This is a genomic window from Nonlabens sp. Ci31, assembly GCF_012974865.1.
GTDB lineage: Bacteria > Bacteroidota > Bacteroidia > Flavobacteriales > Flavobacteriaceae > Nonlabens.
This window is the reverse complement of the sequence record NZ_CP043633.1, coordinates 3,235,052-3,258,800: the sequence shown is the minus strand read 5'-3', so window position 1 is coordinate 3,258,800 and position 23,749 is coordinate 3,235,052. Positions and strand designations below refer to the sequence as shown.

At 34.8% G+C, this 23,749-nt stretch carries 19 protein-coding genes; 4 read left to right on the top strand and 15 right to left on the bottom strand.

Annotation, left to right across the window (positions count from 1 at the left end; genetic code table 11):
• Positions 1-126: 126 nt before the first annotated feature.
• Positions 127-459, bottom strand: a complete 333-nt coding sequence (locus tag F0365_RS14410; RefSeq protein ID WP_169934335.1) for a hypothetical protein — start codon at positions 457-459, stop codon at positions 127-129.
• Between the two features lie 250 nt (positions 460-709).
• On the opposite strand from F0365_RS14410, the gene F0365_RS14405 reads away from it, so the two are divergent.
• The gene (locus F0365_RS14405) at positions 710-1,879 is read left to right on the top strand and encodes an MFS transporter (RefSeq protein ID WP_169934334.1); all 1,170 of its coding nucleotides are present in this window, start codon (positions 710-712) and stop codon (positions 1,877-1,879) included.
• Positions 1,880-2,160: 281 nt separating this feature from the next.
• On the opposite strand, the gene F0365_RS14400 is transcribed toward F0365_RS14405, so the two are convergent.
• The 4 genes from F0365_RS14400 to F0365_RS14385 form a co-directional block, all read right to left on the bottom strand.
• Complete coding sequence (locus F0365_RS14400) at positions 2,161-3,360, bottom strand: glutamate-5-semialdehyde dehydrogenase (RefSeq protein ID WP_169934333.1); 1,200 nt, start codon at positions 3,358-3,360, stop codon at positions 2,161-2,163.
• A gap of 17 nt (positions 3,361-3,377) precedes the next feature.
• On the bottom strand, positions 3,378-4,148 hold the full coding sequence (proB, locus tag F0365_RS14395) for a glutamate 5-kinase (protein WP_169934332.1): 771 nt from the start codon (positions 4,146-4,148) through the stop codon (positions 3,378-3,380).
• A 1-nt stretch (position 4,149) separates the two neighbouring features.
• Positions 4,150-4,953: a pyrroline-5-carboxylate reductase gene (proC, locus tag F0365_RS14390; protein ID WP_169934331.1), complete on the bottom strand. Its 804-nt coding sequence runs from the start codon at positions 4,951-4,953 to the stop codon at positions 4,150-4,152.
• 448 nt (positions 4,954-5,401) lie between these two features.
• Positions 5,402-6,271: a cation diffusion facilitator family transporter gene (locus F0365_RS14385; protein WP_169934330.1), complete on the bottom strand. Its 870-nt coding sequence runs from the start codon at positions 6,269-6,271 to the stop codon at positions 5,402-5,404.
• 389 nt (positions 6,272-6,660) lie between these two features.
• On the opposite strand from F0365_RS14385, the gene F0365_RS14380 reads away from it, so the two are divergent.
• The 3 genes from F0365_RS14380 (at position 6,661) to cysM (ending at position 9,303) form a co-directional block, all read left to right on the top strand.
• On the top strand, positions 6,661-7,386 hold the full coding sequence (locus F0365_RS14380; protein ID WP_240961706.1) for a class I SAM-dependent methyltransferase: 726 nt from the start codon (positions 6,661-6,663) through the stop codon (positions 7,384-7,386).
• Positions 7,387-7,631: 245 nt separating this feature from the next.
• The gene (epsC, locus tag F0365_RS14375; protein ID WP_169934329.1) at positions 7,632-8,423 is read left to right on the top strand and encodes a serine O-acetyltransferase EpsC; all 792 of its coding nucleotides are present in this window, start codon (positions 7,632-7,634) and stop codon (positions 8,421-8,423) included.
• Position 8,424: 1 nt separating this feature from the next.
• Complete coding sequence (gene cysM, locus F0365_RS14370; protein ID WP_169934328.1) at positions 8,425-9,303, top strand: cysteine synthase CysM; 879 nt, start codon at positions 8,425-8,427, stop codon at positions 9,301-9,303.
• 76 nt (positions 9,304-9,379) lie between these two features.
• Here cysM and F0365_RS14365 read toward each other — a convergent pair whose 3' ends face one another.
• The 10 genes from F0365_RS14365 to F0365_RS14320 all read right to left on the bottom strand — a co-directional run bounded on the left by F0365_RS14365 (position 9,380) and on the right by F0365_RS14320 (position 23,702).
• A complete protein-coding gene (locus F0365_RS14365; protein WP_169934327.1) occupies positions 9,380-9,826 on the bottom strand; it encodes a GNAT family N-acetyltransferase in 447 nt (148 codons plus the stop codon).
• Positions 9,827-9,978: 152 nt separating this feature from the next.
• Positions 9,979-11,448 (bottom strand): vanadium-dependent haloperoxidase, encoded by a 1,470-nt coding sequence (locus F0365_RS14360; RefSeq protein ID WP_169934326.1) that lies wholly within the window; start codon positions 11,446-11,448, stop codon positions 9,979-9,981.
• 531 nt (positions 11,449-11,979) lie between these two features.
• Positions 11,980-12,939: a sterol desaturase family protein gene (locus F0365_RS14355; protein WP_169934325.1), complete on the bottom strand. Its 960-nt coding sequence runs from the start codon at positions 12,937-12,939 to the stop codon at positions 11,980-11,982.
• Between the two features lie 552 nt (positions 12,940-13,491).
• On the bottom strand, positions 13,492-15,759 hold the full coding sequence (locus F0365_RS14350; protein WP_169934324.1) for an FUSC family protein: 2,268 nt from the start codon (positions 15,757-15,759) through the stop codon (positions 13,492-13,494).
• Positions 15,760-16,215: 456 nt separating this feature from the next.
• Positions 16,216-17,052: a peptidylprolyl isomerase gene (locus F0365_RS14345; RefSeq protein ID WP_169934323.1), complete on the bottom strand. Its 837-nt coding sequence runs from the start codon at positions 17,050-17,052 to the stop codon at positions 16,216-16,218.
• Between the two features lie 160 nt (positions 17,053-17,212).
• Positions 17,213-17,824 carry an alpha/beta hydrolase gene (locus F0365_RS14340; RefSeq protein ID WP_169934322.1) on the bottom strand — a complete coding sequence of 204 codons (612 nt, stop codon included), beginning with the start codon at positions 17,822-17,824 and terminating at the stop codon, positions 17,213-17,215.
• A gap of 262 nt (positions 17,825-18,086) precedes the next feature.
• Positions 18,087-18,305: a DinB family protein gene (locus tag F0365_RS16605; RefSeq protein ID WP_240961704.1), complete on the bottom strand. Its 219-nt coding sequence runs from the start codon at positions 18,303-18,305 to the stop codon at positions 18,087-18,089.
• 316 nt (positions 18,306-18,621) lie between these two features.
• Complete coding sequence (locus F0365_RS14330; RefSeq protein ID WP_169934321.1) at positions 18,622-21,063, bottom strand: response regulator; 2,442 nt, start codon at positions 21,061-21,063, stop codon at positions 18,622-18,624.
• Between the two features lie 698 nt (positions 21,064-21,761).
• Positions 21,762-22,526, bottom strand: a complete 765-nt coding sequence (locus tag F0365_RS14325) for a class I SAM-dependent methyltransferase (protein WP_240961702.1) — start codon at positions 22,524-22,526, stop codon at positions 21,762-21,764.
• Positions 22,527-22,826: 300 nt separating this feature from the next.
• Positions 22,827-23,702 (bottom strand): aldose 1-epimerase family protein, encoded by an 876-nt coding sequence (locus F0365_RS14320; RefSeq protein WP_169934320.1) that lies wholly within the window; start codon positions 23,700-23,702, stop codon positions 22,827-22,829.
• Between the last annotated feature and the right edge of the window lie 47 nt (positions 23,703-23,749).

Here is a 23,749-nt window from a genome sequence, read left to right as displayed (position 1 = left end):
TTTAAGCGCAATTCTAATGATGTCTTGATACCCTAAACTAGAGAATTGCCAGGCAGTCTAATTGTAGATAGAAAACAGGTAAATGTAAATTCTGATATTTCTTTGGACGCTTTCTATGCTAAAACATCAATGCAATTCCATTTCCCAAGGCTCAAATTCTGGAATAACCTTATAATTTTCAGCATTTTCAGCATTTTCATTACATACAGTAATAATGTATTGTGCCGCTCTGTTTATCGCATGTTTTTGATTTAAGACCTTACCATTCTCGTCCATTTTGATATTATTAGTGTATATAGCAAAAACTTGTTCCATATTGCTAGGCTGATCAGCGAGCTTAGCCATATAGTCTGCCTCTGCAAGTAAATGACCATCTGTAACTAAATAGGCAAGTGTTCCATTGGTATAATAGTATACAAATAGTCGTAGAGCTCTTTTAAAATCTGTAGATAATTCCATTCTTTAAGGGTCGTGTGAAGGTATGGTTTAGTTCTGCCGTGTAGGGGTCAAGATAATAAAAGGATTTTTATCAATCACACTTTTTAGTATTTCTTAAAATTCAGGAAACAGGTTTTAGCAGTTCCTAGTAATGCTCGTAAATGTTCGTAGTTTTCTGACTTGATGTATTCCATTATCCTTTTAAATAAGCTTCCAAATAAAAGGTTAGATAAGGTGTCTGTGTTGTTTCTTTGCAAAAAAAATCTGGTTAATGAAATCCCTACAACTCATTCTTTCCAACTTAAAATATTTTGCACCTTCCTGGGTGTTTTCATCAGTTAATATTTTGATAGGAACATGGATACTTTATTTGCCACATATTAAAATGAAATTTGAATTGAACGATTCACAAATTGGTTTGGCTCTATTTTTCACGGCCTGTGGTTTATTAATTTCCATCCCTTTTGTGCCTTATATAAATAACAAAATAGGTACGGGTCGTTCTACTCAAGTAGGTATTCTATTTTTGGCTTTATTTTTTAATTTACCATTAATAGCTCCTAATTATTATTTACTGTGTAGTAGTTTATTGTTCACTGGTATTTTTTCTGGCTTTACAGGTACGTCAATGAACGCTTTGGTTTCCATAATAGAAAAAAGAGATCAGCAAAACTTTATGTCTGCAGCCCATGGCTTTTTTAGTTTAGGTGGCTTTATTGGAGCAGGAATAGGTAGTTTTCTAATCGTCCAGTTTTCAAATCCAAGTTACCATATGTTATTGATGTCTTCCTTTATCATCATATCCACCTTAGTATTATCTCCTAGTTATAAAAACATCGTAGAACTAGAAGAAGATAAGAGCAGTGAAAGCACCAATATATTTAAAAACGTAAAGCCAGTATTAGGATTGTCTATAATAGCTTTTATAATCATGTTTAATGAGGGAGCTGTAGAGCATTGGAGCAATTTATTTTTATTTGATATTGTCCGTGTTTCAGAAAGTCAGGCAGGTTTTGGTTTTGTAATTTTTTCTCTTACCATGACTATTGGCAGGTTTTTAGGAGATGGTGTCAGTAAAAAAATAGGTTCCATCAAGGCGATAAGTTTTGGTTTGATCATCGCAGCGATTGCTTACTCTTTAATATTGGTTTCCAATTTTTACACTTCTATTCTAGGCTTTGGGGTATTAGGTTTGGGGATTTCTGTCATCATCCCTGAAGTTTTCAGGTTAGCAGGTAAAACAAAACATATGAATACGTCTGTTGCTATTTCAGTTGTTTCTGGAATAGGTTTTACGGGGTTTCTTGTCGGTCCTGTTTTATTGGGTTTGATCTCTCATTGGAGTAATTTAATGATGAGCTATGTATTTCTATTGCTATTGATCGCAACAGCTTTCGTTTTGGTTGTATTTCGCTTAAGCCGAAAGTATAGCCACAGATAACCTAAGCGTTTATGAGAGGCTGAATGTCGAAGATCTTTTTTATATAAGGCGGGATAGATGTTTTCTCGCTTCCGCGAAAGCGGAACATTTAAAAGCCTTAGGTTCCTAAAGCAAGTTTTTATCAGTAAAGCATTCTATAAAGCGAGCTAGATTCTTGAAGCGACTCCTTAAGAAATAAATAAACCATCTCGCTGGAGATGGTTTATTGAAACAATCGAGTATCAAGGTTTCTTACTTTGCTAAAGAATGGACCAAATACTCGGTGATAGAAGTGTAACAGACTATTCCCTTACATGACCATCACCAAAAATATAATATTTATTTGTCACCAATTGCTTTAAGCCTAATGGGCCTCTATGATGCAATTTATCGGTACTGATCGCTAACTCTGCACCAACACCCATTTGACCACCGTCAGTAAATCTTGTGGAGGCATTATGGTAGACTGCGGCATTATCTACTTGTTCCATAAAGACTTTAGCTGCTTCTTTATCTTCTGTAAGTATCACAGCTGAATGGCCCCCTGAAAATTTATTAATCATATCAATAGCGGTAGTAGCGTTATCAACCTCGGCAATTAATAGCTTCATGGCCAAAAACTCTTCATACCATACACCATGATCGGATATGACGTTTTCATTAGGAAGAATTTCCCCAATATGTTGATCAACTACCAACTCCACTTTTAAGTTTGTCAAAACAGTCTGTAGTTCTCGCACCTTGTCTTGATAGTTTGGAATGTTTTTATCTATTAAGACTTTATCTAACGCATTACATCCTGAGATTTTATCCGTTTTTGCATTCACAATCACTTTAATTGTTTTTTCCCAATCAGCATCTTTTGCGACATATAGAAAGTTATTGCCGCGACCACTGATGAGTACAGCACAGGTGGCATTATCCTTGACAAATTTGATCAAACGTTCCCCACCTCTAGGGACAATAAGATCTAATTTTTCTGTTGGATTTTTTAAGAACTCTTGAGTTTCTTCACGTTTTAAATGGAGTAATTTGATCCAATCTTTGGAAAGTCCATTTTCCTCTAAAGCTTCGTGCCAGCATTTTTCTAGAATGATGTTGCTATTTAATGCTTCTTTTCCACCTTTTAATAAAATCTTATTATTGGCTTTAAAAGCCAGTACAGCGGCTTCTATAGTTACATCTGGCCTGGATTCATATATAATCATGATCGTTCCAAATGGAGCGGTTTTGTTGGTAATTTTCAATCCGCTATCTAAAGTTAAATCAGATATTTCTTTTCCTACAGGATCCTCTTGAGCCTGAACTTCTTTAATGGCTTGGATCATACCGTCAATTTTGGCATCATTCACCACAAGTCTGTCATAAAGAGCTTGATCTTCTCTATTAAAAGCTTCTAAGTCAGTTTTATTAGCCTCTAGAATAGCTTTACGTTCTCTATCAATAATGGTAGTCATTGAGTTGAGAACTTGATTTTTTATTTCTGAGCTTAATAATTTCATATCTATTTGAATCTTTTTTAGTGTATAAATTTTGTTCCTACTTCTTTATCGTCAACGATATCGACAATAACATTAGCACGTTTACCGTTAGCAATGTAAGTAGGGATATTTTTTTTGGCCGTACTTTTAGCAACCTTTAATTTAGATCCCATACCGCCTCTACCTTCGCCTTCTTTCTTATTAGAAGCTTTTACATATTGTTCTACGTTTTGGTCAGAGGTTACTTCGTTGATCATTTTGGAATCCTTATCATCTGGATGTCCTGTATACAGTCCATCGGTATCAGATAAGATAATCAACTTATCTGCGTCTAATAATTCTGCTACTAAACTAGCCAGTTCATCATTATCTGAAAACATGGACATAGTTAGTGAAACCGCATCATCTTCATTAGCAATTGGGATCACTCCTTCATAGAGCAAACCTTCATAGCAATTGATCATGTTTTCTCTGTGTTTTCCAGGGTCAAAATCACGTTTAGTGGCTAAAACTTGTGCGCATCGCATTCCGTAGTCATGAAAAATACTGTAGTAATGGCGCATCATTCTAGGCTGCCCTACTGCAGAGTACACTTGTCTTCTAATGGCTGGATCTTTTATTTTAGTATCTCCAAGAACTTCTTTTCCCGCTATGGCAGATCCAGAGGATACTAAAACAACCATAATGTCACGCTCGTACAACACGGAGATTTGACGTACCAATTCTTTAATGACAGGTCCTAAGATCCTATTGTCTTTATTAGTTAATACGTTGGTTCCTACTTTTACTACTATTCTTTTTGGTTTCATATTATTCTTTACCAAGTTCTACTGCTCTATCAAATGCTGCATACGCAGCTTCTTTTATAAGCTCATTAACGTTATTATCTTCCATGGAATCAATAGCCGCTCTTGTTGTTCCTCCTTTGGATGCTACTCTATCAATCCACGACTCAGGAGATAAGTTGTTCTGATTGAACAATTCTATAGCGCCTTCAAAGGTGCTGCTTACTAATACTTTAGAGTCGTAATCTGAAAACCCCATTTTAAGGGCTGCATCTAGCATAGATTGCATAAAATAAAACACATAAGCCGGTCCACTACCAGAAATTCCGGTGGAGGCATCTATGAATTTTTGGGTAGTGACATGTATGGAGGTACCCGTTGTGTCTAATAGATTCCTTACCATAAGAAGCTCAATTTTAGTAACTTCTTCAGACTCCGTATACGAAGTAACTCCTTTGCCCACCTGAGCAGGTAAATTAGGCATGGTTCTCACTACTTTTTTAACACCTAATTGCTCTTGAATAGTTTCAATGGTAACTCCAGCCATCAAAGAAACAAATAATTGTTCCTTGTTGACCATTGGTTTCATTTCAGCGAACAAACCTTCGCAGTGATAAGGCTTTACAGCGATAAATACAATGTCTGATTTAGGCAGACAATCTTCTAGTTTGCTGTAAACATTAAACCTTCCATCTTCATTTAGTGTTTTAATTTTATTAGGATCTGTATCGTAGATTCTAAGTTTCTGTTTAGAGAGCAGCGGGGAGCTTGCCATTCCTTCAGAATAAGTGAAGCCCATATTTCCTGCGCCAATTACTAATACTTTCATGTTATAAGGTATTCATTATCAATATTAATTGAACCTTACTTTGTGCAAGTATTGTACAGAAGTGTTAATATGACTTTTTAATTTAAAGAATTAAGGTATTTTTAAATTAACACACTAATAGTTGCAGAATTAAAGGCATAGAGTTAAAAAGATTAATAAATTTACAATATTAATTTTAAATAGACTTGTTTAAGCGTCAATTTGTCGGTGACAGGTTGGGTGTTTTGCCAAATTTTATTAAAAAAAGGCTGATTTTCATCAATTGTTTTCAGTTTTCACCATTTTTTGATGAATCTCAGGTGTTTTTAAGAAAGTAAGAAAGTAGCTGCTAAGAAGTGAATTTATTACCTGTAAGCTCACTTGTTAAATAGAGTTTTTAGAGCGCTTATAGTTTTTCAATAAAAGGAGTAAAATCAGTTATAAATCTAAGACGATTTTAAGACCTTTCTTATTTGTCTGGTTCGATATGTATGAGTACATGTCCTAAATTGGGTAATTCCTTTCTTAAATGATCTTTTAGATGATGTGAGATGTCATGCCCTTGCTTTACAGAAATTTCTCCGTTTATTATGGCGTGTAAATCCACGTGAAATTTCATCCCAGCTTTGCGTATAAAACATTTCTCAGTACCTAAAACACCTTCTACTTCTATCGATTTGATCCTAATATCATTTATGAGATCACCGTAGAGTTGTTCATCCATAACCTCGCCTAAAGCAGGTCTTAAAATCAAATAGCTATTATATAAAATAAATCCAGATGCAAATAGGGCCGCCCAATCATCAGCAGTTTCATAACCTTTTCCAAAAAAGATAGCTATTGAAATTCCAATAAAAGCCATTACAGATGTTATTGCGTCACTTCTATGATGCCAAGCATCTGCTTTAAGAGAAGAACTATTCGTTTGTTTACTTTTCTTTATGACGATTTGAAAAGAGACTTCTTTCCAGATGATGATCAAACCTAAAACAATTAAAGTCCAAGATTTAGGAGTTTTATGGGGAGTCTGAATGTTTTGAATGCTCTCATATGCGATTATGGTAGCTGAGACTACAAGAAAAGCGACTACAGCAAACGTGATTAATGGTTCAATTTTACCGTGTCCATAGGGATGATTTTCGTCTGCAGGCCTCTTGGCATATTTAAAACCTAATAAAACTAAAAATGAAGCGAAAATATCTGTTGTTGATTCAATAGCATCTGCGATAAGAGCATAGGAGTTTCCAAAGAAACCAGCACATCCTTTTATAAGAGCTAAAGCAATGTTCCCGATAATACTGAAGTAAGTCGTTCGTATTGCAGTTTGTTCGTTATTCATTCAGCAGAAAGGGTTTATTAGAAACAAAGTCTGTAAAAATGCGCACATGACAGGTGAACACCTGTTATTATGGCAGCAAATATAAGCACATTTAAAAATTTCACCTCTTGACAAAATAGAAATCATCATCCTTTTCGATATATTTTTTAAGCTTATTGATTAAATCATATTATTGCGCTTATAGAATTACTGATTGGAGAACCAGGCATTTATTTTTATGTGATTACGGGTTAAATATTCGGAAAAAGCACTTTCATTTTTGCGTTCCTATCAAAATAGAAAATCTGAAAACAGGTATACAGACCTAACAGAAGGCTTTGCCGTATGATGCTTTTAAGCTTTATAGCAAAAAACGACTTATAATAGGTAAATCGATAAAGATCTTTCCTATGATTAAAATGACAACATTACTGCTACTGCTATGCCTTTCCAGTATGGCAATAGCTCAAAACACAAGCTCTGAAGATGTTTATACGTATAAAAAAGGAGATCCTAATGGCACTGGTAAGTGGTATATGGGAAGAGAAATAGCTTATGTGATGGGTTATGAGGGAATGGACTGGCTAGATCGCCCAGAACGCGAAAAGGAGGAGAACACTGCCAAACTGTTAAATAATATGAACATCCAACCAGGGGATACCGTTGCAGATATTGGCGCAGGATCGGGTTATCATGTTTTTAAAATAGCTCCATCAGTAAAAAAAGGATTTGTTTATGCCGTGGATATTCAAGAGGAAATGTTAGCAGTAATGGATTATCGTATTGATATTAATAAGATTGATAATGTGGACGTTGTAAAAGGAAGCGAAAAGAGCGTCAACTTAGCTGAAAAATCGGTAGATAAAGTACTGATGGTAGATGTATACCATGAGTTCAGCTATCCAGTAGAAATGATAGCATCTATAAAAAAAGCATTGCGAGCTAATGGGAGAGTTTATTTAATAGAGTATCGAGCTGAAGATGCCAGTGTACCCATTAAGGAAGTTCATAAAATGAGCGAAAAACAAGCTGTTAAGGAATTTAAGGCGGCAGGTTTTAAATTAGAAAGTAACATAAGTAATCTTCCATGGCAACATTGTATGGTGTTTATGAAAGCATCATCTAAAAGCCATTAGTATGTTATAAAACTGCTTTTGGTAGCTTGAATAGGTATGTTTTACTTTTTTGCTGGAGTCCAACTTCATCTTAATTTTATAAAAGATCAACTTATTTATGTTCCTGTTAGGTGCTAAAAAAAATAGGTAGGAGCATAACTAGAATCAACTTGAGGTGGAATGGTATGAGTTATAAAAAATAAAAATAGTTTTAACTCCTTTTTAATGAGGTGCTACTTTAAAAATCCGTCTCTTTAAATAAAAATATGAATCACTCCACATTGATACAAGCTATCAAAAAGCAAAAGCAGGAAATTAGGGTTTCTGTCCTGTTAAAGCAGGAATCACAACGGTTTACTCAATTGCTTTTTAATGCTTTGTTTGATTATGGGACAGATGCAGAAAACACACTTATGGAACTCGAGGCTTTATTTCTTAAAATAAGAAATATAGCTTGTCCAGAAATCGAAGGAAAACCTTGTAAGAAATGGGAAGACTTTACGCAAAGCATACCAGATTTATTTGACAGTTTAAAAAAAGATGCAACAGCTATATATAACAATGATCCAGCGGCTGCATCTATTGAAGAGGTATATCTAGCCTATCCAGGTTTTTTTGCTATTGCCATCTATAGAATGGCTAGGGAGTTTTTTAAATTAGGCTTGCCTCTTATACCGCGTCTAATGACAGAATATGCCCACCAGCTCACAGGAATCGATATTCACCCGGGTGCCCAAATTGGGAATTCTTTTTTTATTGATCATGGAACAGGAGTAGTGATTGGAGAAACCTCAGAGATTCACGATAATGTCAAAATTTATCAAGGTGTGACTTTAGGGGCACTTAAGATTAAAAAACAACTTAAAAATATAAAGCGACATCCTACTATTGAAAAAAATGTTGTCATTTATGCCAATGCTTCTATTTTAGGAGGAGACACCGTAATAGGAGAGAACAGTATTATAGGAGGAAATACTTGGTTGACGGCATCTGTCCCAAAAAATTCTACTGTATTGCATACTCCAGAAGTACAAATATTTACAAAAGCACAGTTATAAAATGAGTCATACATTAATTGATCAAATAGGAAATACACCTCTGGTAAAATCGATGGTGCTCAATACAAATCCTAATGTGACTTTGTATTTTAAAATGGAAGGAAACAACCCAGGAGGAAGCGTTAAAGACAGGGCTGCTTATAACATGATTAAAAGTGCTTTAGATAGAGGGGAAATAGATAGCACATCAAATCTTATAGAAGCAACTAGTGGGAATACAGGCATTGCACTTGCCATGATTGCTGGGATATTTAAACTAGATATAGAACTCGTTATGCCTTCTTCGGCTACTAAGGAGCGTGTTCAAACTATGAAGGCCTATGGAGCCAAAGTCACTTTGCACCCAGATGGTATAGAAGGAGCTCGAGATTATACCACTGCAAAAGTAGAAAACGAGGGGTACTATACATTTAATCAATTTGCAAATGAGGACAATTGGAAAGCTCATTACAAATCCACAGGACCCGAAATATGGAGAGATACCCATGGTGAAGTGACGCACTTCGTTTCTTCTATGGGAACTACCGGAACTATTATGGGAACTTCTAGCTTTTTAAAAGAAAAGAACAACAACATTCAGATAGTGGGCGTACAACCTACAGATGGCTCGAGCATACCGGGTATACGAAAATGGCCTATTGAATATTTACCTAAAATATTTGATGCTAAAAAAGTAGACAGGGTTTTAGAGGTCAGCCAAAAGGAATCTATCGCGATGACTAGAAGATTGGCAAAGGAAGAAGGCATACTCGCAGGAATGAGTAGTGGTGGAGCTACAACAGCAGCACTGAGACTGGCAAACGAATTGAAAAGTGGCGTTATAGTCAGTATTATATGTGACCGTGGTGATCGTTATTTATCATCAGACCTATTTGAATAGGTGTTGAGATCAGACCTTTCCATACTTGGAACGGCGATTTTTATTTTAATTTCCATTGAAATCAATTTGGATATTTTCACCTGCGTTCCAAACGTATTTTTCGTATACCAAAATCCGTGTCCCATTGTGTAACTTCTATAAAACCGAATTTTTTATAGAGCCCAACGGCCGGTCCATTATCCAGACCAGTTTCAACAATAAATAAATTGGAGTCATAAGCATTGAAAACAAATTCTATTAACTGTCCTGCAATACCCTGTCTAAAAAAATGTGGATCTATAACCAGACTAGCAATACGGGTGTGATCATCCTTAGGATTTATTTCAATGACTCCTGCTAATTCTTCTTTCTTAATAAATCCAAAAAAATCTGTTTTACTTTCTCTATAATTTTCTAGAGGTCTCTTTAAAGGCGGAAAATTAAAAGCCTTTAATAATTGGGCCTCTACCGCATAGGACGCTTGAAAAACAGAATGGATTTTTTGGGATACTTCTATATCAGTATTTTGAAGCTTCTTGATCATCTTAATAATAGTTTATCAATAGGTTGCATTAGGCTAGGGCAGGAGTGGTTGATCAGGCCTGTACTTCAACTTTAAGGTATTGACAAGCTTAAATATAACAGCTGAATTTTTAGCGAGATCAAAATCAAAGAGTTTTATCGTCTTAAAGTCTATTATAATTCTTCTCCTATATGTTTTTTGTAAAACTTCCAGTCTTCTCTTGCTACTTTTCTGCCCAATTCCAGGCCTGCAATATTATCTGACTGTATGTGATATCCTCCTAAGACTCTTGAAATTCCAGCCATTTCGGCAGCTTCTGTAAATGTTGGGAACTTCAAAGTAATCGCTTCTCCTAGATGATCAGGCTCTGTCAAAGCACCTGCAACCATTACTGCTTCAGAACCAAATTCTTCACTACCAGTCCAGATTTTTAATGCTTCAGCACAACCACCACTTATGGTGCTATGACCTGAGGTATAGCTTGGAAATGGAGGGCATAAAAATATTGGTGGTGAATAGGGTTGCCATTTTGAGCCGTCCATTTCTATCATTCCTTTCCCTTCTCCTCCCCAAGCTTTAATTTCTTGTCCCTTATAATATTCGTGAACCAATGCATAAGGTCTGGCAGAGTCATAGAACATTTTAGAATCCCAATTGGCGATAAAAGCATCCATTGCTACTATCTGGTTATAGAAATACATCTTTACATCTTGGTCTAGTGTGTGGGCATCTCTTCGGGAAACATCTTGCGCAAACTTTAACCAATGTCCAGCTTGTTGAACAGATTCGGGCCCATCTCGCATGAATTCTACCAAGGCTTTTTGGTAGTCCGTCAGGTTTTTTTGTAAATCAATAACTTCTTGAACCTCTATTTTCATTTGTGGAGAGCCTATTTTTGGTGGCGGTCCTGGACGGAATTGATCGGCCGATTTTAAACCAATAGGCTGGACTTTATCCCAAAAAGGAGTCAAACAGCCTGGCGCATAAGTTCCTCCTTTACCGTCTGAAAAATACTTAGGTTGCCATCTATCGGGATCGATATTTTCATCTGGGGAATTCACAGGAGCATAACCGGTATAGTCAAAATAAGGTGTTCCATTTGACCCCTCTTCTTCTCCATTTTGATTGGACCCATCTCCTTTTCTAGCATCAATAACGGCTATAGCAGCTAAATTTCCAACACCTTCAGGAGTATTGGGATCTAAAGAATTATTGTTGGGATCTAATCCAAGTTCTACCATAAACTCTGCAAACAATTCTTTGTCCGAATAATAATACTCACTCAAGGCTCTAAAAGCCGCGTAGCTAATGGCAATTTCTTTATTTTTTAACGTGGGTTCATTCAGTGGCTTTCTTTCGACTCCGTTGAGGTATACAGGAATTGCTTTTTCATCAAACCTGGTCCACGCGTCAAAGATGGAAATAAATACCAATCCTAAGTATCTAGAAGTGACAGTGGGTCTTGGTTTAAATCTTTCCGTATCCCTTGCTTGGGCTGTTAAAGCCATCTCTCCCCATTTATAGGCTAGGTTTTTAACTCCTTTAGGTTCTGATAGTTCTGTTAAACGTTCAGAAGTTTTTTTTTCTTGTTTACAGCCAACAATAATTAGGATAGTTAAAAAAAGTACGAGGGCACTTTTCATGTTTTTTATAATGATTGTTTCTAAGTGTTCTAACTTTTAGAAGTTGCTTGTTACAAGGTTGAATGTAGGAAAAAAATGAATAAAAAATCAATCGTATTTTCTGAATATATGACGTTCTAAATAATTGATGTCATAGTTTTGTTATTTACTTAGAATTTATGCACCCATCAAAAGGATTAAAAGATGGCATTAAAGAGATTTTACTCGATAAAATCACTGATGATTATGATGTTCTCGCTTTCGCGAAAGCGGAATTGGTATAAAAAAAATAGATATTACAGAGGAGGTAAATAAACAACTTCAAAACTGTTTTTAAGTGAAACGTCGATCGTATATATGATAAACCCGTGTTATTATATACCCCTAATAAGTAAAAAGGATCTGTATAAAAAAAGCTCATAGAATCAAATACTTGAATCTAGGAGCTTTGAATTATAGCGTCTTCCATTAAAGAAGAAAAGTCTTGCTTTTACCTCAGCTCCTTATCGGTCTCAATTTCTTTAAAACGCTATATGTGATTAAAGGCCCTAGCTATTTACTATTTTCAAAAGCATTGATCTTGTTAAAATCAACATCAGTCTTAGTTGCTGGTTCATTTTCCTGAGAATAAATAGAATTAAACTCGGATTTCACCATTTCCAATTTAGAAGGACTCGTAAACATCATGGCATAAGCTTCTTTTAAGGAGCGACTTTTTATGACATCTAATGTAATGTCTTTCCATTCGTGAAAATTTAAAGTAATGGGGTTATAGGAGTTAATTGGTTTCGTAATGCCATATATAGGTTGTTCCTCTTCGGCTTGAAAGGTTCCAAATATTCTATCCCAAATGATAAAAGTCGATCCAAAGTTCTTATCCAGATATTTCTCGTTTCTCGAATGATGAACTCGGTGATGAGATGGTGTAACAAAAATATATTCAATAGGTGCAGGTAATTTTCTAATATACTCCGTGTGAATCCAAAATTGATAGAGTACCTCAATTTGGTGGCATATAAAAAAAAGTACAGGGTCAAACCCCATCAAAACTATAGGAATGAAAAAAATAATTTTAATATGTTGTGTCCAACCTAATCGAAAAGATACCGACCAGTTGTATTTTTCAGAATTGTGATGTGTTACATGAGTTGCCCACCAGAAACGATTAACATGAGTTAATCTATGTGACCAGTACCTACAAAAATCAATAGAAATAATACAAAAAATGTAAGCCCACCATACTCTTGGAATACTCCAAGGAACTGCGTTATAAAAGAATAGAAAAATTCCAAAGATCCCTATTTTTAATAAAGCAGAAATACCAACATTTACTAGGCCAATACAGGTGGCTGATAAGGTATCTAGGCCGTTATAATAATCTTTTTTTTGAATAATGGTAAGGAGCCATTCTAATAAAACAAGTAAAATCATAGGGATTGCTGCAACTTGGATGATTTCTAGGCCTACAAGTTGGTCTAATAACATTTCCATAGTTAAAGGATTTTCTTTCATATAGCGAACAGGATGTTTGTTTGAAGTTTGTTTGAGAATTTTTACCGCTCAGGATTATAAATGGTGCTTCTCTAATGGCTTATTTTATTTTTTAAAAATAAGCTTTTAAATTGCTACATCACTGATCATACTAAGTAAATTATCACCAACCTAGCCTTATCTCAGCATCTTTGTGTGGATCTTCCTTATTTGATTAGGTATTGTTGGTCCAATTAAACCATTAGAACAATGAAGTCTTTATCAAGATCAAGAAACTTATGGTCTCGATGTTATCAAAGCTATTTTTGATATTTTAAGTATTGAAACTAAGTGATCCATTGATTGAATAAGATTGCGGACATTCTCGCTTTCCGGTCGGGGAGCGAAAGCGGAACCAATAACAAACTGGTCTTTAAATAACTAGACTTACACTTTAATACTGTTTTGAGAGTGTGACTGTAGGGAGTATATAAAAACGACATCATCTATAGTTAACGATAAGTATCATATGGAATATGCTGCTACGGCTCTATGTGAACGATAGCTAGAACCTTAGATAGAGGTTTTAAAAAATTAATAAAACGTCTCTTGGTCATCTACGATAGAAGCGCGGTAATGTTCTGTAGCCTTTTTCAGATTTTCGGAAAGAGATTTTAACCAGGCCATATGATTGGCAATCAAATAGGCTTCCTGAAGCGCATGAAGTGTTTCTGTATCTAACTCCAAATGGCCTTGATTGATATTTTCATCTCTCAAATTTGATAATTGCTGGTATTTATCTAACAATTTTTCCTGAGCATCTTCTGCAGTTTCTTCAGCGACTTTTTTATGGAGTTGGGTATGGTCTAAACTATCGAATGACATTTCTAGGGTATTCGCAATTTTTTTCATGAGTATATGAAACTCTATAGAAGCAGGGGTAGTGGTATGATTGCTGATAAAATTACCTATAGAGGCGATGGCCGAAACCATGGTCTGGTTAAGTGTTACAATTTCATAAATGAGTTGAAACTGTCTTTGTTTGGATTTAGGATCCTGAGTCAACCGTTGAAAGGCAGCATTTAAATTACTGATGGCAAGAAATGCTTCTTTCCTTGCGACATTATAGGAGAGCTTATTTTTAGAAGGATCTTGATACAGCTCTTGTGTTGCTAAAAGATAATTTTTATTCATCTTTAAGGCATTGAGAAGCACCTGTTTTAGATTATTTACCTCCCAACTAGGTAACAGCACATAATTAGCAACAACAGCAATAGTCGATCCTATAACGGTATCGATAACACGATATTGAATCACTTCAAAAGCATCAGGATTGATAAAGGAATACACAAAAACAATACTGATGGTGATCAATGCAGCAGCCGACTTATAATTTTGTTGAAGCAATGCAAATGCAAATATCAATGAGACAATTGCCAGTATAGCGTAGACCACTACATTTTGAGTAAGCAGTACAATACCAACTGCAATAGCAGCACCTATTAGTGTGCCGATGATGCGATCTTTTGAACGCTCTTTTGTTAACCCATAGCTAGGTCGCATGATAACAATTATCGTCAGTAAGATCCAGTAGGTATTCTGTATATCAAATACAAAGCCTAACGAATAAGCAAATAAAATCGCGATGCTAAGACGTAAGGAATGTCTAAACATGGTGGAGTCCAAACTGAGATTTTGAACAAGGACGTTGAGCCTGTATTCTTGAAGTGTTAAAAACTGACTCGAATCTTCTCGTTTTAAAGAAACCTTAGACGCCTCTTTGACATTTGCCATTACTCGTCTTATAGTCTTGATTTCTTGAAGTAACTGTTCTTGATAATCGTATAGATTTTTTAACACCAAAGCACCTTCACGTGCTTCAGGTAGCTTGACGGTATTGATATAATTGGTAATTGATTTAGATGCTTTTGATAAGGCATTTATTAGAATTTCTTTATCGGGTACTTTATCATTTTGAATCAATATTTCAGACAAGCGTATAAGATGATTGCCCATAATTTTATTGAGCTTTTTGGAGGCTTTTAGAAATTCTTTATGCGCACCAAAAATACCATCGATCCTTTCATAATCTAAATATTTTGCCTCTATCAATTCGAAGATATTAATAGTGGAGAGTAAGATCAATAGTTGTTTTTCTTCATAACGAGAACGTCCAGAACGTTTACGTGCCGTAAGCAGTGTTTCTCGAAGCGTTTCATGCTTTTCGTTGATTTGATTTTGAAGGACAAAAGTTTCTTTAAAGCGCGCATTACGTTTGTTTTTTCGCGTCAATAATTTTGCTCTTAATTTCAGGTACTTACCAGTGAGAAGAAGCGTATCTGACAACAACTGATTCTGATCCTTTACAGGTGCCAATTTTTGAAAAATAAAGGATACGACCAAATACCAGATACCACCAATTCCCATTAAAGCAACATGAACAAAAATCTCTTGTGCTGTTTCCTTTTGGATAGCAAATGCGATGACCATAGACAACAAGCCAGAAAAGGACACTAAAGACGCTCTAAAACCATAAACGGAAATGAGGGACACCGCAAACGTAATGATCGCAATTACTAGCAAGAGTAATGGCAGGAAAGGCTTTGAAAACAGTATTAAAGTGGTTATCACCATCGTTAATCCAATACTGATTAAAATGGCATTGACCTTACGCTTAAAACTTCCCGGAATATCACCAGGGGCATTTAAAAAAGCACCAACGACTACAGCTGGAGCATACTCAAAATACCCTAAAAAATACAACACCGCAAAGGGCAGCGTAATTCCGATTCCAATCCGAAGTCCACGGTCAAACCTGGAGCTTTTTAGAAATAATTCTAGTTGTTTTAGTTTTTTTTTCAAGTGGGTTTATAATTTAATTCTAAAGCTAGGAGAATTAAGTTCCAATAGCTTCGGGCAATGATATTTTATTTAATTCACTATATTAAAATAGTGCTATAAAGTCTTACCATCACGATGCCTTAAAAGGCTTTTCTAAGCTATTGCATTTGCCTATAAGGAAAATGACTACTGTTTTAAAACATCCACCCTAGAATAGGGAATAAAAAGTCATTTGGTGCAGGGATTGGCATTTTTTTAAGGGATAAGAGGTAAATTAGTCCTTGTTGGTTATTAATGAAGATGGTCTTGTTCTCGCTTTCCTGCCTGTCGGTAGGCAGGAAAGCGAGAACAGACATATAAATAGCTGCTATGATTACCCATAGCTTTCTGTAAGGGAAATTAAAAAAACACTTGGATGGAAATACTTGCTATAGCAGCAACTTTTTTAAGTGACACTAAAGAAAAAAAAGCTTGTTTTTAATTCAACAACTTTATGGTTTGTATCCTGACATCATTCAAAGGCCTGTCTAAAGTATTTGTAGGAACTCTCGCTATGGAGTCTAATACATTCATCCCTTTTATTAATTCACCAAAAACCGTATAATTTTGGTCTAAATGCGGTGTACCTCCAATCGATTTATAGATCTTGCGTTGATAGTCAGGAATAACATAAGATTTAAAGTTTTCTTCTTGGTAGGCCAGCCTTAATACGCTATCCATTAATTGATTATAATGTTCCATGTGCTCATTGTCACTTGCATATTGTATGGAATCTATTAAAGTATTTTTTCTATTATCATTCCTAAAATAATCTCTAGCCCTATTTTTATCAATGCGCTTTTCAACTATCTTCAACAGGCTATCGTTAAATTTTTTCCCTTGTACGATATAGAATTGCATAGCGCTGGATGCCTTTGCATGATTATCATCTCTAGCAGCAGCTAAAACTCCTTTTTTGTGAAATAATTCACTGTGGAATTCTGCATCTATTAGGTATGGAGCATCTCCATTTCCAAGCGTGTCATTAGGTTGTGCCTTTCTACTATCTGGGTCTCCTCCTTGAATCATGAACTCATTTATAACCCTATGAAATAGCAAACTGTCAAATGCTTTATTACTTGCAAGATTAATCATGTTATCTCGATGCAGTGGTGTTTCATTATAGAGTTCGATAATCATAGACCCGTAATTTGTTACTATTTCGATCTTTTTGCGTTCATTTCCTTGAAGATTTAATGGTTCTGCGGGCTGCTTGCATGTACAAAAGAAAAGAATAAGTAGAGTGAAGAAGGAAAATTGTAAGAAGGATTTCATTTTTTGTCTTTTAGAAGGAACGCTTTCGGCGTGTACGATTAATTTTAGTTGGATGATTAAGATACTAATTTAGTATATATAAATCGAATAGAATCTCGATAGCTATCTCGGGTGAGGATGGAGAAATAAGGGGGAAGAAGCCGTGAAATTAGATTTGGTTTTATATACTCTTTCCAATGCTACTTATAAAATTAATCAAGTGATTATAGGTCTGTTTTTGTTGTTCTTCTAACGAAATTTCAGAAGAACTATCCATAAGCAGTTGACCCAAATAACCAAATTGGGAGTGGTTGCCACCAGCTATAAGAATTAATTTGGAGTGTTTAGGTAACTTACTTTTGTTTTCCAATACTTCTTCCACACTAGCTAGTCCGTCATGATCAGCATATAATTTGATACAAGGAATATTTTGATTTGATAAATCAATGTCTCGTGGGTGAGAAGTCCCCATTAAAAATAATCCTTTAAACGGGTTTGGATTTTCATAAACTAATTGAGCGGCTATTTTCTCACCTTGAGAGTGTCCTCTTATGGCATAGTTTCCAGCAGTTGTATCTATTAATTTGAAAACTTTTTGATAATCGTATGGTGGAAGCCTCCAATCCATTTTTATAAGATGACAGGTAAATCCCTTTTCAGCTATTTTCCGGCAGAGTGGGGCATAAGCTTTGGGATCATTTAAACCACCTTGAAAAAAAACAACTTCAAGTTTATTTTCTGAAATTTTAGAGGTAAAAGAGATTTGATCATCAGTTTCTATAACAGAAACCAAGTCAGAATTTAAAAATGTGTTTTCAGGAAGCTTGTGTGATTGGAGGGTATTCCAGTTCTATATAAAGAATAAAGTGACAAGACTAAATCAAATGATTCTAAAGGCTTTTCGTTTGCTCCACTTCTTAGTCATAGGATGTTATGTATTTGATTTACTTTCAAAGGTCTTCTGTATGTGTAATTGCGCAACCATTAAAATCATAAAATGGCAGCATTTACGGTGTAATCATTCCATATTCAGATATTCAACGCTGTTGTAGTCATTAAAATAAAACATAGCTCGGCGGCACAAGTCCCTCTAGTCTCCTATAAACAAGAATTTGGCCTCTGTGGTGAGTTATGTGGTCAGTAAGTATTGAGAAAATTTGTCGTTTGGTCCTAATCAATCCGAAATAGTCCAGCACTTCATCTAACGGAGTTGTATCAAATATTTTTATCAGATGTATGGTTTCATCAAATACTTTGTCAGCTATTGCAATCATTTCTATTTTAGATTTATTGGTAACCTTAGTATGGTATCTGAATTCCAATCCCTTGATTTGGGTCCTCCTAATAATGATTGGCCATACCAATCCATCGCATATCCAATAGGTATCAAATTTTCTGCAAAGCTCATTGATTCTGTAGTAGCTTTATCGTTATAGTTCCCTTCGGGCATGCTTTTTCCTAGCAAAATTAAATATTCTTACGAATTCTCTAATCGCTCTAAATAGTCATTAATAAAAGGATCCAGTTATGCAAACAGCGGTAGTATAAAAGAATTTAACAGCATACAAAGTATTAGAATAGATAAATGTTTCATAGTATTTTTTTAACCATACCAGAGTCAGCTAGCCTCTTTAAGTGTTTATTTATGGTTTTTATTAAAACCCTTGGGGAGATAGGTTTAGAGATATAATCATTAAAACCAGCCTTTAACATCTTTTCTTTATCTCCGGCCATGGCCAAACCTGTTTGGGCAATTACTGGTATTTCTGTATTTATTTTTCTTATTTCCTCTAATGCCTTATCTCCGTTCATTTCAGGCATGTTGATATCCATTAACACCACATCTATCGAAGAGTTTTGATGTACTAATTTAACAGCTTCTTTACCATTAACAGCATGTAAAATGGAGCAATTAACATCTGAAAGACATGCCTTTAAATACAGAAAGCTAAATCGATCATCTTCGGCTATTAATACCGTAAAATGGCTATTGTCCAGAGTCGTACTGCTCGTGTCTAAAACGATATTTGTGTCGGCCATTACATTTTCGTAAGGGATGGTAAAGTAAAATGTGGAACCTACTCCTGCTTGAGAATCTAGCCATACTTCACCACCTAGAATAGTAACAATACCTTTTACAATGGACAAGCCCAACCCTACACCATGATTATGAGTTTGTTCCAATCTGCCTTGCGTAAATCTGTTAAAAATATTTTTTTGTTCTTCCATTTCAATACCGATACCAGAATCCTTTATATAAAATTCAAGTTTGCTTTCAAATAAGGAATATCCAAATTCAATCACACCTTTTTTGGTGAACTTTATGGCGTTTTCTAATAAATTAGATAATACTTGAATTAATTTATTGGTATCTGTTTCCACACCGCTGTGTTGATCGTTTAGTCCTTTTTTAAATTTAAGTTTTACGCCCGTATTCTCTAATTGGAAAGAATATTTTGAATAGAGATCATCAATGACCCCATTGATATTACAAAAAGACTTTTCGATAGTAATGATATTAGATTCAATCTTTGAAATATCTACAATATTCGATATAAAACTCAAAAGACGATTTCCTTCTTTTTCAATATATCCTAAATAGGTGTCTTTCGTTTTATTTGAAATATTCTTTCTTTTCAATAATTCTGAAAAACCTAAAATACCGTTCATTGGAGTACGTAATTCATGGCTCATATTTGCAAGAAATGCTGATTTTAATCGGTCACTTTCTTCTGCTTTTTCTTTAGCCTTGGTGAGCTCCATAGCTAATAATTTTTGCTCGGTGATATCTTGATTGGTTCCTGCAAAACCTATAACTTCTCCGCTAACTTTCTTTATAGGTTGACATATAATTCTTAGTGTTTTTTGCTGATCATTGGGAAGACAAATTCTAATTTCAATATCATATGCAATTCCATGGTGAGTAGCTTTTTCAATAGATCTATTAAACAGTTGTTGATCGTCTTTGTGAATCCGTTGAACCATTGTATCAAAATCAGGAGTAGTATCTTTCTTGGAATCAAACCCCCACATATGAAACGTTTCATCCGACCACTCTATCTTTCTATTGGATAGATTAAATAACCAGCTTCCAACTTTTGCTAATTTCTGTGCTTCATTTAATTCATTCTCTATTTTTTTTCTATCTGTGATATCTTGAGTGACACCAAATACGGTCCCTTCGTTTATTTGTAAAGCGAGTATACTTAGATCTCGTATTTCATTATTAGGTCGAACGATTTTAAATTCAAAAGACTCTGTTACCTCACCTTTGAATAATTGACTAATAGCATGCTCCATCTTATGCCTATCTTCCACTATAATTGCCTTGCTTACATTTTCACTAGTAGGGACAAAACCCTCTTTTTCAACACCATAAATTCGGTACATTTCATCAGACCATAAGGCATGATCAGTCTCCCATTCCCACTCCCAATTTCCTACGTGACTTATTTTTTGAGCTTCTTGTAATTTCATTAAAGAATCTTCTTTTGCTCGTTCAGCCTCTTTTAACGGTTGAATGCTTTGGATCGTCACAGGAACTGACTGCTGTTCTAATTTAGTTTGAGGAATAGGAATTGAAAATAACGCTGCAAACTCATCTCCCTTTAGTGTTTTATAATTTACTTCTGCTGTAAAGGATTTCTCATTATTCCATATGGACTCCAACAGGTCAATAAATACTTTGTTTGCTCCGCCTCCAAATGTGCTCTGTAAATTATTTAAAAACTCTTGATTACTCTCTGCTTTAAATAATCTTAAAGTAGCTTTATTGACACTATTAATCCTTAATTTTTTAATTAAGGAAAGTAAAACCTTAGGATTCTCGATTAAATATATTTTAATATTTGGTATATCGAGTCTTCTAAGCTCTTCTATTTGTTCAAATACTAGCGTTAAATCTTCATTCCAAATAGAAATGGAAGCATTCTCAAATAGTCTCTTATAATCCTGTTTTATTTTGATTTCGGATTGCAATTCATTAATACGATTCTCTAACTCCTTATATGTAGGTTTTTCATTTGATTCCATTAGGTTTTTATGATATTGAATATAAGGTTAGTGGAAAAATTTAATAAATAAAAATAGTGTATTTAGAGTAGATAAAGGTGTCAAATTTTTATGTGTTGTTTTAATCTTGGGGAATCACTTAAAATTTGGTGCATTAAATTGATGGTCAGTATACTAATGGCTACACCTTTTCTTACTTTCTTTATACAGACTAGATGCTTCACCTTACTATGTATAGATATGTATATCTGAAAGGGTAAAGGGTTGGAAGTAAGGTGGCTATAAAGGTGGAATCATAGCCTTTAGCAGTTTGGTGTGGAAAAACAGAGTAATAGTAGTAGTAGTTTCTGCAATTAGTTTTTATTATCATGTGATGTGTGCACTTGTCATTTACCAGTTCTCTTTACTGCCGCCAGGCAGTAAAGAGAACTGCAGCAATATATAAACAAGATACTGGCATGATCACATTATCAAATAAACGTCTTAAAAAAATGTTTTATCGTTGTAAATAAGGAGATAAGGTATCACGACATTTATCTCTTTATAGAGGCAGAACAAGTAAATAGGAATAGTATAAAAAAAGCTTAAAGAGTCAAATTCTTGATTCTATAAGCTTCGTATGATGCTGTCTTAAAATTAAAGAATAGGAGATTTGTTTTTTAAGTCAAGTTTTTTTGGATCCAACTAAACTAGTGCTATTTGAACCGTTATTCGATAGCTTATTGACAAACAAATATCTGTTTTTCCGATTCATCATTAAACGCCTCTTCTTTAAAATCTCCAAACTTATGAATAACATTAAATCCATTCCATTCCAGATAGGCATCTAATTCTTGAGGAAAAAACAGTCTCATATCCAAATTTTGAATCGAATCAAACTCCCCATTTATATAATAATGCCATTCTATACGATTGATCTGAGTTTTATTTTCATATCTCATGACCTGTTTTATCCATATTTCCCTTCCATCATTGGTGGTATATGCTGCAATTTCTTTTTGTTCTTTTTCACCTTCAACAATAAATTGAATATTCGGATTATAGCAATCTAACAGGAATAAACCGTCTTCTTTGAGATGGTTTTTAACGACCTTAAATGCTTTAAATAAATCTTCATTTGTATATAAATGATGAATGGAATTAAATGGAATAAAAATAAGATCGTATTTTTTATTTAATTCTAAATTTCTAATATCTGCTTCAATAAACTCAACCTCTAATCCTTCTTCAGAAGCTTTTGCTCTTGCTTGATCCAGCATTGTAGAAGTGTAATCTACCCCGCTAATATCATATCCATCCTTTGCAATTGGAAGAGTAAGTCTGCCTGTGCCACAACAAAGTTCGAGTATACGGGCATTCTTGTTTTTTGGTAGCCAGCTCTTGTAAAATTGCAAATCAGCTAGGTTGGTGTTCATTCCATCATAAATATGGGCATCGTAAATTAAATCGCCAACTTTATAATTAGCATTTATTTTATCCTTCAAAATCTATTGATTATTTAACTGTTAATTTATAATTAGCGCACTCACAAAAATGTATCATCCCAATGAAAGGTACTCTAAAAAAATTTTCCTGTTTGGTTTGTTGATCCTGTCTGCTCATAGGCGGGTGTTAAAGTAATCCATTTAGACCTTTTGCGGCAGTTAGAAAACCTCAGTAGTTCCAATAATAGCTAACGGTGCTTTTAAACAGGCTGTATTTAGTAATAAGATATTTACGACTTAATTTACGATGCCCATAATTCTTTCTCCAAAGTCTTCTGCTTCCTTATTCAAAATTAGAGATTACTCAATTTCTGTCTCAATAGCGATTGAAAATTTAGTATCAGGTTCCACTGTTTTATAGGTTTTTTTTTGCATTATATCTAAAGATTCATCTTCTTGGTCTGGAAGTCCTAGCCAAGGTTCTATACATATATAATCTGCAGATGGTTTTGACCACAATGCAAGATGCGGATAATCTTTAAATCGAACTATGATTCCTTTTTTCTCTTTCTTTTTATGCAATCGAACCCAATCGCATGCTATGTTAGGAAATATCAATGCATCTTCATTAAATAAGGTATCTGAAAGTGGAAGAATCCCTCCCGTACTCGCAATTTTACGTTTGTGAAGCGATAGCAATCCAGAAGCGCCTAACGTACTTGAAGCAAGGGGCAATGGAGAAGGGAACTCAATTACATAGTCAGATAGCTTTATATTGTCACTTAAAGGGCACGCATATGCAGTATGTCCACCGCAAGCAAATTGTATGGGAGCAGCGTCTCTATTTTCAACGTTGTAAGTCATTATTAACCGATTGCCTATAAGGGTAAAATCTACCGAGAAAGAAAATTTGAAAGGGTATTGTAGGAGTGTTTCCTCCGAATTGTTAAGAGTAAAAGAGCACTTAGAAATACTATATGTTTTAAAGCTAAGGAGTTCGTTGTTTCGAATAATTCCGTGCTTAGGCATGGCGTATTCTTTCCCATCATAAATAACCTTATCTTCTTTAATTTTTCCAATTACTGGAAATAAAATCGGGGAACTGCTTCCCCATATGGATTTGTCTATTTGCCAAATGTACTCCTCGCCAGTTGCCTTATTTTTTAAAGATCGTATCTCTGCTCCACTAGATTCAATGGTGCAAATTAGCTTTTCGTTTTCTATAATGTGTAGCATATTTGTCGTGTGGATAAACAACAAAATTAGTAAACTCAAACGTAATG